Genomic DNA, 13345 nt, shown 5'->3' with positions numbered 1-13345 from the left:
CGACGGAGGACTGGCAGCATGAGCGTGGGAATCGTGATGGGGTCCGACTCGGACTGGCCGACGATGAAGGCGGCGGCGGAGGTGTGTGTCGAGTTCGACGTGCCCTTCGAGGCCGACGTGATCTCCGCGCACCGGATGCCGGTGGAGATGATCGACTACGGCCGCGCGGCGCACGGGCGCGGGCTGAAGGTGCTGATCGCCGGGGCCGGTGGGGCCGCGCATCTGCCCGGCATGCTCGCCGCGGTGACCCCGCTGCCGGTGATCGGCGTCCCGGTGCCGCTGAAGTATCTGGACGGGATGGACTCGCTGCTGTCGATCGTGCAGATGCCCGCCGGGGTTCCAGTGGCCACCGTGTCGATCGGGAACGCCCGCAACGCGGGGCTGCTCGCGGTACGGATCCTGGCCGCGCATGACGAGAAGCTGCTGGACCGGATGACCGCCTTCCAGGAGAGCCTGGCCGAGCTGGCGCGGGCGAAGGGAAGCACCGTCCGTGATGGCGCGGAACAGTTGCGTAAATCCTGACCGTTCCCAGTTTCCACAGCCTCGGGCAGGGTAGCCGTGTGATCCCGTCCATTGTCGTCTAAGGTCGTCGATCGTGACTCCGCCCGCAGAACCGGACACACAGCGCATCCCGGTCCGCTACTGGATCTGGCTGTTCGGCGCCGCTGTGTCCCTCCTCGGCGACCTGACGATGACGTTCGCCATCGGATGGTCCGCCAGCCAGCACGGTGGCCGGACCGCCGGGCTGGTGCTCCTCCTGGCCGCCGCGCCACGCGCCGCCCTGTTGCTGATCGGTGGTGCCGTCGGCGACCGGTACGGCGCGCCCAAGGTGCTGCTAGCCAGTTGTACGGCGATGTTCCTGCTCACGCTGGCGTTGGTGCCGGCCACACTGGCTGTCGGTGAGCCCGTCTGGCTGCTGCTCGCGACCGCGCTCGTCGTCGGCGTGATCGACGCGTTCTTCCTGCCGTCGTCCCGGTCGATGCCACGGCTGCTGGTGCCGGCGGAGCAGGTGCCGCGGGCGCTGGCGAGCTTCCAGGTGACCGGCGTCGTCTTCGCCGTCACAGGTACGGCGGTCGGCGGTGTGCTGGTGGGCTGGTTGGGGCTGACGGCGGCGTCCGGGTTCGACGCGCTGACCTTCGGCGTGATGATCGTCGTCCTGCTCGTACTGCGGGAGCCCGCGCCGGAGCAGACGGGTCCACGGACGGGCATGTTCCGCTCGATCGCGGTCGGCATCAGGATGGCCTTCGGCCGCCCGCTGACCCGCGCGCTGCTGATCACGATGACGGCGGCGGCAGGTCTGCTGATGCCGTTGGACGCCCTGCTGCTGCCCTTGCTGGCAAGGGCTCACGGCTGGGACGCGTCGACCGCTGGTCTGCTGGTGGCCAGCCGCAGCCTGGGCGTCGGCGTGATCGCGCTGCGCATCCTCACCCGCGGTGCCTTCCCGCGGCCCGGTATGTTCGCCGCCTTCGGACTACTGTTGGCCGGCGTCGGGCTGCTGGGGTTGGCGGTGCTGGATCCGCTGCCGCTGACGATCGCGGCCGGCGTGGTCAGCGGCATCGGTGTCGGGACGTTCACGGGCCACGTGCTGCCGCTGCTGATGAACTCGGTCGAGCGCGAGTACCAGTCGCGCCTGCAGTCTGTCGTGGTGCTGTGCCAGAGCCTCGCGCTGGTGGTGATGAACCCGGTGCTCGGCACGTTCGCGGACGTGGACAGCGTCGGCATCACGGGCGTGTGCCTCGGCATCGCCGTCGCCTCGATCCTGATCGGCCTGATCGCCCTGACCCGCCCGGTCCTCCGCAACGCCACCGTGGCTTAGCTCAACGCAAAAGCTGGGGCTCACAGGATCGTGAGCCCTAGCTCCCGCGGTACTACGGCTTGCCGGGGGCCTTGTAGGTCCAGCCGGCGTCGCGCCACTTCTTCGAGTCGAGGGACAGCCTCGCGTCGACCACCACCGGGTTCTCGACCGCACCCCGCAGCGCGGCCGGGTCGAGCTCGCGGAACTCGGGCCACTCGGTGAGGTGCAGGACCAGGTGTGCACCCTCGCACGCCTCGGCCGCGGAGGCGGCGTACCGCAGCGTCGGGCGGACCCGGCGCGCGTTCTCCATCGCCTCCGGGTCGTAGACGGTGACGGTCGCACCGTGCAGCTGGATCCGGCCGGCCACGTCGAGCGCGGGCGAGTCCCGGACGTCGTCGGTGCCGGCCTTGAAGGCGGCGCCGAGCACGGTGACCTTCTTGCCGACCCATTCGGCGCCGAGCAGTTCGTGCACCACGTCGACGATCCGGCCGCGGCGGCGCTGGTTGATGTCGTCGACCTCGCGGAGGAGGGTGATCACCTCCTCGACGCCGAGCTCACCCGCCCGGGCCATGAACGCGCGCAGGTCCTTGGGCAGACAGCCCCCGCCGTACCCGGGGCCTGCGTTCAGCATGCCGCGGCCGATCCGCTTGTCGTGGCCGAGCGCGTCGGCCAGCTGGGTGACGTCCGCGCCGGCCGCGTCGGCCATCTCCGCGAGCGCGTTGATGAAGGAGATCTTCGTGGCCAGGAAGGCGTTCGCGCCGCCCTTCACCAGCTCCGCGGTGGGCCGGTTGCAGACCACCACCGGGGTGCCCTCGGCGATCGGCTGGGCGAACACCTCGCGCATCCTGGCCTCCGCCGCCGGAGTCTGGACGCCGAAGACGAGGCGGTCGGGGTGCAGGGTGTCCTCGACGCCGTGCGCCTCGCGGAGGAACTCCGGCTGCCAGGCGATCTCGATGCCCTCGCCGGCGGGAGCCTCCGTGTGAAACCGCTGCTCCACCACGTTCGACGTACCGACCGGGACGGTGGAGCGGCCGACCACCAGGCACGGCCGGGTCAGGCCCGGCGCGAGCATGTCGACCACCGAGTTCACCTGGGACAGGTCGGCGGCATCGCTGCCCTCGGTCTGCGGCGTGCCCACGCAGATGAAGTGCACGTCGGCCCAGTCGGCGATCTCGGCGTAGTCCTTGGTGAAGCGCAGCCGGCCGGAGTCCACGTGTTTCTTCAGCAGTGGATCCAGCCCCGGTTCGTACAACGGAGCCTTGCCGTCGTTGAGCAGCTTCAGCCGGTGCTCGTCGATCTCGACGCCGATCACGTCGAAGCCGAACTCGGCCATTCCGGCGGCGGTGTTGGCGCCGAGGTAGTTCGTGCCGATCACCGCGATCCGCAGCGGTCGCTCGCTGGTGGGCGTGCCTTCAGTCATGCCCGCGACTCTACCGATGCCGATGAGCAGCCGATGACAGGCTCATGGCCACCGGGTGCCGCGAGGGTGCGCTGTTGGTCACTTTCCGGGTACGCCGGGTCCCGGTGACGGGCGATTCGTCGTACATTGCAACTCGTGAGTAACTCATTCGACCTGTACGCGCTGTCCGAGGAGCACCAGGCGATCCGCGAGGCCGTTCGCGACGTCTGCGACGCGAAGGTGGCCCCGAACGCGGGCGACGTCGACGAGCTCGCCGAGTTCCCCAAGGCGTCGTACGACGCGCTCAAGGCGTCGGACTTCCACGCCCCGCACATCCCCGAGCAGTACGGCGGCGCCGGGGCGGACGCGCTCGCCACCGTGATCGTGATCGAGGAGGTGGCCCGCGCCTGCGCGTCCACCTCGCTGATCCCGGCGGTGAACAAGCTCGGCACGCTGCCGTTGCTGTTGTCCGGGTCGGACGAGGTCAAGGAGAAGTACCTGCCGCCGGTGGCCGCGGGTGACTCGATGTTCTCGTACTGCCTGTCGGAGCCCGAGGCCGGCTCGGACGCCGTCTCGATGAAGACCCGCGCGGTGGCGGACGGCTCGGAGTACGTGCTGAACGGTGTGAAGCGCTGGATCACCAACGCCGGCGTCAGCGACTTCTACACGGTCTTCGCGGTGACGGACCCGGATGCCCGGTCGAAGGGGATCAGCGCCTTCGTGGTCGAGAAGTCCGACGACGGCGTCTCCTTCGGCGCCCCGGAGAAGAAGCTCGGCATCAAGGGCTCGCCGACCCGCGAGGTGTACTTCGACAACGTCCGGATCCCCGCGTCCCGGATGATCGGCGCCCCCGGCACCGGCTTCAGCACCGCGATGGCGACGCTGGACCACACCCGCGTGACGATCGCCGCCCAGGCGCTCGGCATCGCGCAGGGCGCGCTCGACTACGCCCTCGGGTACGTCAAGGAGCGCAAGCAGTTCGGCAAGGCGATCGCCGAGTTCCAGGGCCTGCAGTTCATGCTCGCCGACATGGGCATGAAGATCGAGGCGGCCCGCCAGCTCACCTACGCCGCCGCGGCCCGCTCCGAACGCGGCGACTCCGACCTCACCTACTTCGGCGCCGCCGCCAAGTGCTTCGCCTCCGACGTGGCGATGGCCGTCACCACCGACGCAGTACAACTCCTCGGCGGCTACGGCTACACCCACGACTACCCAGTCGAACGCATGATGCGCGACGCCAAAATCACCCAGATCTACGAAGGCACCAACCAGGTCCAGCGCATCGTCATGGCCCGCCAACTCCTCAAGGGCCTCAGCTGACCGCATCTGCGCAGGTCAAAGCGGGATGCTTTGTCTCAGCTCCGTGACTGCTCCGTCGAACCGCCGCGGCCTCACGACATGGTTGCGCGGCGGTTTGGAGTTCATCTCCAGCTTCCTGTGAGATCCTCCGAGGGGATCTCCTGAGCGCGGCTGCGTGGGCTCAGCCACCAGCCTTCGCGCGCGCCGCCGACTCGGCAGCAGCACGATCGGAGTAGCCCGGGTGTCGGGCGTCGATCAGATCGGCATACGTGGTCGTTCGCGAGAGGTAGTCGACCACAAAGGGGCAGATTGCGGTGAGCGTGCCCTCGCGGGAGCGGATCTCATCGAGCACTCGACGCACCATCGCGCCCGCCACGCCCTGGTGTTGATGACTTGACTCGACTTCGGTGTGCTGGAGGGCGTACCGGTTGGGCCTCAGATGGGTGTAGTAGAGCCAGCCGACCAGCTCGCCGTCTCGGTAGAGTTCGAAGCGGCCTTGGCTGGTGTTGTCAATAAGGTCTTCGGCAGCCGCTGCGTGTTCTTCACTGCTCATCGGCCCACTCCCTCAACGTTTATCTCCGGCTTGCGATCGGGCAGTGCCCGCTTCGGACTCTGCAGTCCAAGTATGGCGTGGGGATGCTCGCGATGCATCACTGAAGTGCCGTAAGTTTGGACTGGATAGTCCGCACGCGCCCTCGCGGGTGCTGGCTAGACCAACCGACTAGAGACGAACGAGGCGAGAAGAGAGCATGAAGCCATCACCGGCCGCCGTCGAGGTGCGCAAGGACGAGACCACCCGCCTCTACGAGGCACTGATCGATGGCCAGGTCGTCGGTAACCTGGCTTACGAGACTACCGGCGGGCGGGTCTCGCTCACGCACTCCTACGTGGACCAAGACCAACGGCATCGAGGCGTCGCTTCGGCCCTGACGCGCTACGCGCTAGAAGACCTGAGCCAGAGTCAGACCAAGACCGGTATCTACTGCGGCTTTGTTGCTGACTACGTCCAAGACCACCCCGAATGGAACAACGCCGTCGACATCAACCGCTCGTCTTTCATCGCCACTCGCACCGCCCGAGACACGACCAGCGGGCGCTGACGCTATGGACGACTTGCACGTCACCATCGAGCCTGAGCGCCTCGTCACCTCGACCCTCATCCTGCGGTCCTGGTCTGCCGAAGATCCCCAGCTCGCGATGAGATGGCATCCGCGGCCCGAGGCCCGGGGTCGCGCTGTGGCCGGCCAGGTTGGGCATGCTCTGGCCCAGCAGGCGTTCTCGCGATCGACGTCAATGAGGTCTTCGTCGCCGCGCCGGCACGAAACGCGGGAAGCATCGCCGTTGCCAGGAGTGACAGCCGTCGATGTCTTCGACTGGGCGCATGGCAGCGTACGACTGGTACTGCGGATGGGCCGGCCCGACCTCCACAAGATCCGACCTTGAAACTCGATGGACTACTCCTATGACCCAGCTGGTCTGGACGACTGGTGAACTCGACGGATGGCGCCCGCCGGGACCTTCCTGCGTCCTCGTTTGACCACGGGGAAGCGAGGTCGCGAGGCTCGCAGCGTGGGGATCTTGGCTTTCAATCAGCTGGATCGTTCAGACAAGCTCTCGATGTGCGCAAGCGCCATATCGATCGAGGTTGCCATCGGGGTGACGTTCCGCGCGGTCTGAGACAGCATGTAGCCACCCTGGAGGGCGGCCATGAGCCCGGTTGCGAGCTGGTCGATCGAGACGTCGGGCGGAAGGGCACCACCGTCTTGAAGCCTCTGCAACACACCTGCCAGGAGTCCCTGCCACTCGCTGAACAACCCGGCCAGGGCTTGGCGTGCGAGAGCGTCGTGATCGGAAACCTCAGAGGCCAGTGAGCCGAGCGCGCACCCGTAGGCGCCATGCCGGAGCGCGTTGTTCTGGACCAACGCGTCCCGCCAGCGTCGCAGGCCCCGGAACGTCGATACGTGGCCGAGTGCGTCGCGCTCGCGCTCGATGACGCGTTGGCCCACATGGTCGACGACGGCGCGCACGAGTGCCTCTTTACCGTCGAAGTGGTGGTAGAGCTGTGACTTGCTCGCACCACTCGCCGCGAGCACGTCATCAAGCGTGGTAGCTCCGACTCCTTGGATGTACATGAGGTCGGCTGCTGCGCCGACGATTCTGCCCCGCGTCTTTGTACCGCGCGCCGTCAGGCGTCTGCCATTGTGCGAGTCAGCGGTCGTCATCACGGCCTCATGTTACTGACTGGCTCGTTCCGTTGTGGTGTCACCGCTGTTGGCGTCCTCTGGCGCCCCAAAGGGCGCGAGCGCGATGTCGAGCGCGGCGTTGAGGGGCCAAGGGTCTTGCGCAATCTGGCTCAGGGTGCTGCCGCCATGAAGCGCGGCGAGGATCAGAACCGCGGTCTTGTGGGGGTCGACGTCGTTGCCGTTGCTGTTACCTGTGCCAGCTGGCGCCGCTCACGCATCCTGCCACGTGTCAGGACTATAGAGTCCACTTCATGCGCCAATCGCGTGACCATTCGCGGCGGAAGGTGGCGACGCCAACGACAAATCTCATGCACGACGAGGTCCATTGGCCGTTACGGTTCGCGCATGGATACAGATGCCTACGGGGTGGCAGGGGCCGCCATGATTACTCACCGTGCTGGCTGTTTCCGGTCGTGTCGGTGTGCGGGTTGCGTGCAGCGATGGCGGTGAACAGGGTGGCGACGAGGGCAAGTCCGCCGTATCCGAGGGTGATCTGTGGAAGCGAGAAGGTGTTGGACAGTTGGCCGGAGATGAGGCTGGGGAAGGCGGCGCCGCTGTAGGAGATGAGGTAGATCGCGGTGAAGGTCGGTGCCCGGTCGGCCAGGGTGCTGCCATGCAGCAGGCCGCGGGTGGCGGCGCTGATGGCGATGCCTTGACCGGCGCCGGCGACGATGGTTGAGGTGATGAACAACGCCAGGGTGCCGGTGACGATTGCTGTGATGATGCCGATCATTCCGGCCAGGAAGGCGATCATGCCGATGCGTTGGGCTGCCGCTGGTGTGAACCGGCCGCCGAGGGGAGCGCCGAGAACGCTGGGGGCCATGTAGGCGGCGAACACCAGTCCGGGGACGAGGGGGTTGTGGGTGTGGAGTTGGTCTTCGACCAGCGCGGGCACGAAGGCTTGGTAGAAGGCCCCGGTCGCCCAGGTGGACAGGAACACCGCGGCCGCGACGGGGAGCAGATGTCTGACCCGCGCTGGAACGCGAACCCGGGGTAGCAGTGATCGCCAAGCGCCCGGCGTCCTAGTTACGGTTTCAGGGCTGATCGCGACGAGTGCGGCGGACAGCAGCAGGAGGCCGGCGCAAACCAGGTAGATGAGGTCGCGCGGCCAGGGCCCGAATTGGACCAGAGCGCCGGAGCCGATGGCGCCGACGGTTAGGCCGAGCATGGGTCCCTGGCTGGAGGCGACGGAGGCCAGCCAGGCCGGCCTGGTGGGTGCGGTGTCGACGATGTAGGCGGTGAGGCTGCTGCTGGCGAGCCCGGCACCGAGGCCCATCAGGACCCGACCGGACAGCAGGATGCCGATGGCGTGCACGTTCAGCAGCAGCAGACAGCCCAGCAGGAGCAGACCGAGGCTGGCGATCGCCGTGCGCCGGCGACCCAGATGATTGGACACGCGTCCCAGCACCAACAATGCGGCGATAGTGCCGACGGAGTAGGCGACGACCGCCAGCGAGATACCGGCGTTGGTGAACCCGTCCTCAGCCCGATAGATGTTGTACAGCGGGACCGGCGCGGCGTTCGCGGCAAACGCGGCCGCCAGAGAGACCACCGCAGATACGAACGCCAGCCGGAGCGTTGTGCTCCGCCGAGCCAGGTTGATCACCGGTGCCACGTTGTGCATCGAGCCGTGCCTTTCTCTTGTCATGAACCACCCCGAAGTTTCTGGAGGTTTCGGGGTTGCGCACGTCGACGTAGCTGCGCACCGTGGAGGTGTCGGTGAGCCAGGTCCGCGCTGAGACGATCTCGGTCATGGACGCTCCGGCCTGCTCGAGCGCGTCCTGGGCGTTACGCCACGCCTGCTGCGCGCTTCCTCAGCGAAGGCCTCGGGAGGTGTTCCGTCGGCCTGAGGCCGGGAGTGCCAGAGCGGATCACGAGGTCGCAGTCTGCTGGAATGCGGACGACACTGGTGTAGCCGCCACTGTGGGTGGCCACACCAGTGTCGGTTCCGCTGATCTTGTTCGTGGCATTTCTTGTCCGGGGTGAGGCCGCCAGCCGGTCTCGGCTTGTTGCCGTGTCGGGACTTGCTCTTGGGTGTGGTCCCTACCCAAGAGCGGGGTCAGCAGCCTCGCGGGCGGATTAGGTACCCGGAGCGATCGCGCAGGCTGAGACGCAGACCCAGGTACCCTCACGCTTCTGGTACGTGTCCGTGTACAGAGCTTCTTGGCCCACTCCATCGGCGAGCATGGTGTATGTGGCGCGGCCGTGAATCAGAGCAACGTCACTGAGGATGCGGATGTTGACGTCGTGCACAGCGAGATCCTTGAAGGGGCGCGGCTTAGCGATGTAGTCGAGGAACTCGGCACGGTTGCGGGTGACGCCCGGAGTCTGCACGATGAAGTCTTCGGCGAGAAACTCGCTGAAGCGCTTGGCATCGCTAAGCTGGTCGGAGCGGACGTAGTCATAGTTGAGCTGCTCGAGGATCGCCAGATCTTCGGTGGACTGCTTGGTGTCGTTAATTTCGTGTTCCTTCTCTGTGGTTCGGCGTTCGCTGCCGGTGAGCTGTCGTTTCGGTGCCGTGTACGCGGTGCCGGCGTGCGAGGTTGTCCCGTCTTGTTTGTGTCGATCCGTCGCGCCGTCTTACCGACAACGTCGCAATCTCGTTCGCGCCTCGACGCCCTCCCGCCGTAACCCGCGCTGGTCAGCGTGGTACGACGTCGAGAAGCGGTGCAGCTAAGGGATGGTGAGCCGACGAGGCAACAAGCCCTCGATAGGAAGAATGACCCGGCGGCACTCGCGCTGCTGGGCGGCGTCGTTGGCTCCCTCCTACGCGCCCGAACTCAACCTCTGCGGCAGGCGAAGTCCGCGGAGACGAGGGCAACCGCAGACTGCACCAGCGCTGGGCCCGGTTCATCGAACGCCGTAAACGCCACACCGTGGCCAACGTCTCTCCGCGGCCGCCTGCTCGGGGTCGTCCGGCGTACACGCGGCGCTCGCCACATCGAGGACCACCTAGAGGTCAGGATCCTGGCCGCGGCCGGTGCGAGGCTCCAGCGGTCTCGCATGGTTTTGCCCATCCGGTAACGGGGCGCGTCGACGTACCAGAGTGTCCGAAGTACGACGAACAGCGAGTCGTCGTACCGCTCAATCTTGGGAGGTTGGTGTGGTACCGCGGCATCCTCTACCGCCAGCACATGGAACCCGACGAGACGCCGAACGCTAGCCATCTCGTTGGGATCCGGTTCGTACAGGTCCACCAGGCGAAGACATCCGGATCCTGTTGGAGTGCCTGGGCGGTCGCCGCGAGACTGATCGGCACCTCACGCCTGCGCCCATCTCGATATACGCCACTCTCGATGATCATCTGTCCCGTTCGACGTTCCGCACCTCGCGCAGTATCGGGCGGGGACCGAAGTGCGCCGATGACTGCTTACGCGACCGTGATCTGCTGTGCATCGAAGGCGACGTAGCTAGTGAAGTCGTGGCCGACCGCGTCGATGGCCGAGTGCTTGGGTGCGGGGTAGCACCAGGCGGCATCGGGACACTTCCCTGTGGTGCTCAGCACGTCGTAATAGCGGGCCTGACCCTTCCACGGGCAGGTGTACGGCGTCGGACTTGCCTGCAAGACGCCGATGATCAAACGCGTCAGGCGGAAAGTAGCGGTGCCTTCAACCACGATGATGCGGTCGTCAGGTGCCTCCGCTACCAGCATTCCATCGACCGACGCCTTCATCTGTACTCCTCCGGCCGTGGATGTGGGGTCCTGGCCCCCGGGCGGGTCGCCTTGCTCTCTGCTGCCAACACAGTCAATAATCGGACGATACCGTCCACTTGTGTCAAGTCAAGCCGGAGGAATGCAGACCCATGATGCCAATGGCTGGTCGACAGTGGAGGCGATGGCGATGGTGATCCCAGCCCTGGCTGACATCCATGCCGACGACGGCGATCGAGTCGCCCGTGACCAGATCTCCGTGGCAGTGACCGCGGGCCGCTTGGAGTACAACGACGGCGCCTCTCAGGTGTTCGAGTCGAACGGAAACACGACATATGTCGAGGCCGGTCGACCGACCCGCGGTGAGTGGTCCGTCGACGACGACGGCCACTTCTGTTCCTTCTGGCCGCCCAGCTACCGGGCTTCCTACGAGCTGCGGTGGACGGTCGAGAATGGCGCGATCACCGGCCTGCGATTCGTGGAGCTCAGCGGGGGAGCCGAGTTCGTAGGCCACTATCGGCCCGTCCGCTGAGCCGGACGGAAACGGAAGAGCTGGAAATAGGGACGAGATCGTCTAAGAAGCGAGCGGTTGGCCGATGTCGGCGGCGCGGCGTTCTTGTGTGTTGTGTTGCTCGTCGCCGCGCTGACCCGGCTGATCCAAAGCTTTGTCACTCTGTAACTGCACCAGCAGTACCTCGCACGCAATATCAACGGCTACCGATGCCACAGCACCACAGGTGTGCCGTACCTACCTCCTGACCGGCCGACTGCTGGCCCACTGATCTAGTGTCATGCCAGTTCAGCGGGCCTTGGCATGTCAACGGGGAGGGCGGGATACCCTGCGTGCGGTGCCTCGAACCGCGTGACCGGAGGAGTCGATGCTGGGATGACGGCAGGGCGACCAATGCCCCCACAGGACGACGTGCTCGGGTACTTCAACACGCTGTCGAACTGGGGACGGTGGGGCGACGACGACGAGCTCGGCACTCTGAACCACATCACCGACGACGTCCGGCTGGCGGCGGCGCGGGCTGTGCGCCACGGCAGGAGCGTGTCGTGCGCACGGGAGGTCGCCGTACCGGAAGAAATGGAGCGGTCGACGACGACGTGCCCGTGCGCCGCCGACATGGCGGGTGCCGAGAACATGCCGGTGGCCGCATTCCGCAACGACCGGCGCTGGGGCTTTTCGAACGAGCGGCTCGGCATCACGTTCCACGGCAACACGATCACCCACGTCGACTCGCCGTGCCACATCTTCTGGGACGGCACGATGTACAACGGGCGGTCGCACTCGCTGGTCGACGCCGCAACGGGATCGGCGTGGGCGGCCGTCACGGCGGCGGCGAACGGGATCATCACGCGTGGTGTCCTGCTGGACATTGCGAGGGTCCGCGATGTGCCGTGGTTGGAACCGGGGCAGGGTGTGTTTCCCGACGATCTCGAGGAGGCCGAGCGTCGCCAGGGTGTGCGGGTGCGATCCGGCGATGCGGTACTCCTGCGGACCGGCTATGGCCGCGCTCGGCACGAGGCCGGTGCGGCCAGCGGCTTCACGCATGCCGGCTGGCACGCGTCCTGCCTGCCGTGGCTGCATGAACGGGAGGTCGCGCTGATCGGCGCTGACACCCCCCAGGACGTTCAGCCGTCGGGGTACGAAGACGTGTTGATGCCGGTTCACGCCGTGAGCCTCGTTGCGATGGGTCTGTGGCTGCTCGACAACTGCGACCTGGAGGTGTGCGCGACGACGGCTGCCGAGCTCGGCCAGTGGGACTTCCACCTCGCAGTCGCGCCGGTCCGCTTCGCCGGTACGTCCGGCAGCCCGGTCAACCCGATCGCCACATTCTGACCGCGGGACCCGCGCCCGACGGTGTCGGCACCCTTCAGCGTTTGGGAGTCGATCAGCCCTGCGCTCTGGTCATCACCGGTGTCCGTCCGGACACTTCAGCTGGCTGTAGACGCTAACGCCAAGACCGGCTTCGGTGAGGCGCTCGCCGTCGATGCGGAAATGCGCACCAACCTGCCCGACGTGTACGCCGCCGGGGACTGCGTCCACACCCACCACCGGCTCCTCGACCACCCGACTATGTCCCACTCGGCACCACCGCCCACAAGAACTACTACCCAGGCGCCACACCCATCGCCCAGCGCATCACCGGCGACACCGTCACTCGCAAACCCTCGGCGTCCAACTCGTCGGCCACCTGCGAGCCCAGATCTTCAAGCGCATCGACATCCTCGCCACCACCATCTCTACGGCGGCACCGTCGACGACATCCCCGACCTCGACCTGTCCTACACCCCACCTCTCGGCTCGCCCTACGACGCCATCCAAACCGCAGCCCTCACCTGGATCGACACCAACGTCGCTGATCCGGCGCTGCCCGTCGAGCAGGGTTTGCGATGCCGCAAACAGGGTGCACACTGATGCCATGGGCAACAATGCGCCCGAACTCGCAGGGCCGGTCGAGCTCGAACTCGCCAAGGCAGTCGAACATCTGCCGGGGCCGCACGGCATGCCGGGCGGATCGAGACACGAGCTGAAGTGGGACGGATTCCTTCACTGAACAAGTCGAGGAGACCATGGATGCGGCCCACGTGCTTACCGGAGCGGGAGAACAGGTCATCGCCGCTGCGCCGAAGTGGCCGGCCATTCCTGGTATCGAGACCGGTCATTGGAATGTCCTCGCCGCTGTAGCGGTCGCCGAGGCTGGGGCAAGAGCCAGGCCAGAATCTTCTGGATCTCTCGATCCGGATCGCGACGAGCTCCACCCGGCCCTCGTCTTCGCTGTCGAGCACGACCTTCGAGACCTGGTGGTGCCAGCGCTCGGCTTCACGCAGGATGTCCAGGATCGACTCCACGGTGCCGCACACGTCGATCAGCTTCTCGTCCATGGTGACCTTGGCGGCCTCGGTGGTCCCAGGGAAATTCCGGTGCATCGATGAACTGCGAGCCCTAGATT

General features: G+C 66.6%; 15 protein-coding genes. 8 read left to right on the top strand and 7 right to left on the bottom strand.

What is annotated here, in order from left to right:
* Positions 1-18: 18 nt before the first annotated feature.
* A complete protein-coding gene (gene purE / locus EV648_RS38260) occupies positions 19-522 on the top strand; it encodes a 5-(carboxyamino)imidazole ribonucleotide mutase (protein WP_132300657.1) in 504 nt (167 codons plus the stop codon).
* Positions 523-595: 73 nt separating this feature from the next.
* On the top strand, positions 596-1816 hold the full coding sequence (locus tag EV648_RS38255) for an MFS transporter (protein ID WP_132300655.1): 1221 nt from the start codon (positions 596-598) through the stop codon (positions 1814-1816).
* Between the two features lie 52 nt (positions 1817-1868).
* Here the strand turns inward: EV648_RS38255 and EV648_RS38250 are convergent, their stop codons facing one another.
* A complete protein-coding gene (locus EV648_RS38250) occupies positions 1869-3215 on the bottom strand; it encodes a UDP-glucose/GDP-mannose dehydrogenase family protein (protein WP_132300653.1) in 1347 nt (448 codons plus the stop codon).
* 135 nt (positions 3216-3350) lie between these two features.
* Here EV648_RS38250 and EV648_RS38245 point away from each other — a divergent pair, with 135 nt between their 5' ends.
* The gene (locus tag EV648_RS38245; RefSeq protein ID WP_132300651.1) at positions 3351-4514 is read left to right on the top strand and encodes an acyl-CoA dehydrogenase family protein; all 1164 of its coding nucleotides are present in this window, start codon (positions 3351-3353) and stop codon (positions 4512-4514) included.
* A gap of 160 nt (positions 4515-4674) precedes the next feature.
* Here the strand turns inward: EV648_RS38245 and EV648_RS38240 are convergent, their stop codons facing one another.
* The gene (locus tag EV648_RS38240; RefSeq protein WP_132300649.1) at positions 4675-5046 is read right to left on the bottom strand and encodes a GNAT family N-acetyltransferase; all 372 of its coding nucleotides are present in this window, start codon (positions 5044-5046) and stop codon (positions 4675-4677) included.
* A gap of 196 nt (positions 5047-5242) precedes the next feature.
* Here EV648_RS38240 and EV648_RS38235 point away from each other — a divergent pair, with 196 nt between their 5' ends.
* Positions 5243-5593, top strand: a complete 351-nt coding sequence (locus EV648_RS38235) for a GNAT family N-acetyltransferase (RefSeq protein ID WP_132300647.1) — start codon at positions 5243-5245, stop codon at positions 5591-5593.
* 489 nt (positions 5594-6082) lie between these two features.
* Here EV648_RS38235 and EV648_RS38230 read toward each other — a convergent pair whose 3' ends face one another.
* The 5 genes from EV648_RS38230 to EV648_RS38205 all read right to left on the bottom strand — a co-directional run bounded on the left by EV648_RS38230 (position 6083) and on the right by EV648_RS38205 (position 10409).
* Positions 6083-6715, bottom strand: coding sequence for a TetR/AcrR family transcriptional regulator (locus tag EV648_RS38230; RefSeq protein WP_132300703.1), 633 nt, complete (start codon positions 6713-6715; stop codon positions 6083-6085).
* A gap of 406 nt (positions 6716-7121) precedes the next feature.
* Positions 7122-8384 (bottom strand): MFS transporter, encoded by a 1263-nt coding sequence (locus EV648_RS38225; RefSeq protein ID WP_199235054.1) that lies wholly within the window; start codon positions 8382-8384, stop codon positions 7122-7124.
* Between the two features lie 431 nt (positions 8385-8815).
* Positions 8816-9160: a nuclear transport factor 2 family protein gene (locus EV648_RS45425; protein ID WP_370452765.1), complete on the bottom strand. Its 345-nt coding sequence runs from the start codon at positions 9158-9160 to the stop codon at positions 8816-8818.
* A gap of 356 nt (positions 9161-9516) precedes the next feature.
* Positions 9517-9933 (bottom strand): hypothetical protein, encoded by a 417-nt coding sequence (locus EV648_RS45420; protein WP_370452764.1) that lies wholly within the window; start codon positions 9931-9933, stop codon positions 9517-9519.
* Positions 9934-10106: 173 nt separating this feature from the next.
* Entirely contained in the window at positions 10107-10409 is a 303-nt protein-coding gene (locus tag EV648_RS38205) for a DUF427 domain-containing protein (RefSeq protein WP_132300645.1), read from the bottom strand.
* Between the two features lie 163 nt (positions 10410-10572).
* On the opposite strand from EV648_RS38205, the gene EV648_RS38200 reads away from it, so the two are divergent.
* The 4 genes from EV648_RS38200 to EV648_RS38185 all read left to right on the top strand — a co-directional run bounded on the left by EV648_RS38200 (position 10573) and on the right by EV648_RS38185 (position 13328).
* The gene (locus tag EV648_RS38200) at positions 10573-10920 is read left to right on the top strand and encodes a hypothetical protein (protein WP_199235053.1); all 348 of its coding nucleotides are present in this window, start codon (positions 10573-10575) and stop codon (positions 10918-10920) included.
* 372 nt (positions 10921-11292) lie between these two features.
* Complete coding sequence (locus EV648_RS38195) at positions 11293-12231, top strand: cyclase family protein (RefSeq protein WP_132300695.1); 939 nt, start codon at positions 11293-11295, stop codon at positions 12229-12231.
* Between the two features lie 583 nt (positions 12232-12814).
* Positions 12815-12949 carry a hypothetical protein gene (locus EV648_RS44855; RefSeq protein WP_255512890.1) on the top strand — a complete coding sequence of 45 codons (135 nt, stop codon included), beginning with the start codon at positions 12815-12817 and terminating at the stop codon, positions 12947-12949.
* A gap of 16 nt (positions 12950-12965) precedes the next feature.
* Positions 12966-13328 (top strand): hypothetical protein, encoded by a 363-nt coding sequence (locus EV648_RS38185; RefSeq protein ID WP_132300643.1) that lies wholly within the window; start codon positions 12966-12968, stop codon positions 13326-13328.
* The last annotated feature ends 17 nt before the right edge of the window (positions 13329-13345 follow it).

Origin of the sequence: Kribbella sp. VKM Ac-2568 (assembly GCF_004345365.1) — a bacterium.
In the GTDB taxonomy this organism is placed as follows: Bacteria; Actinomycetota; Actinomycetes; order Propionibacteriales; family Kribbellaceae; genus Kribbella; species Kribbella orskensis.
Note: the sequence above shows the minus strand (reverse complement) of the source record. Positions and strands in the feature narration are given on the sequence as shown.

Coding starts and splice junctions, on each gene's coding strand:
- purE (WP_132300657.1), top strand. CDS start 19: ATGAGCGTGGGAATCGTGATGGGGTCCGACTCGGACTGGCCGACGATG.
- EV648_RS38250 (WP_132300653.1), bottom strand. CDS start 3,215: ATGACTGAAGGCACGCCCACCAGCGAGCGACCGCTGCGGATCGCGGTG.
- EV648_RS38240 (WP_132300649.1), bottom strand. CDS start 5,046: ATGAGCAGTGAAGAACACGCAGCGGCTGCCGAAGACCTTATTGACAAC.
- EV648_RS38235 (WP_132300647.1), top strand. CDS start 5,243: ATGAAGCCATCACCGGCCGCCGTCGAGGTGCGCAAGGACGAGACCACC.
- EV648_RS38230 (WP_132300703.1), bottom strand. CDS start 6,715: ATGACGACCGCTGACTCGCACAATGGCAGACGCCTGACGGCGCGCGGT.
- EV648_RS38225 (WP_199235054.1), bottom strand. CDS start 8,384: ATGACAAGAGAAAGGCACGGCTCGATGCACAACGTGGCACCGGTGATC.
- EV648_RS38205 (WP_132300645.1), bottom strand. CDS start 10,409: ATGAAGGCGTCGGTCGATGGAATGCTGGTAGCGGAGGCACCTGACGAC.
- EV648_RS38200 (WP_199235053.1), top strand. CDS start 10,573: ATGGCGATGGTGATCCCAGCCCTGGCTGACATCCATGCCGACGACGGC.
- EV648_RS38195 (WP_132300695.1), top strand. CDS start 11,293: ATGCCCCCACAGGACGACGTGCTCGGGTACTTCAACACGCTGTCGAAC.
- EV648_RS44855 (WP_255512890.1), top strand. CDS start 12,815: ATGGGCAACAATGCGCCCGAACTCGCAGGGCCGGTCGAGCTCGAACTC.
- EV648_RS38185 (WP_132300643.1), top strand. CDS start 12,966: ATGGATGCGGCCCACGTGCTTACCGGAGCGGGAGAACAGGTCATCGCC.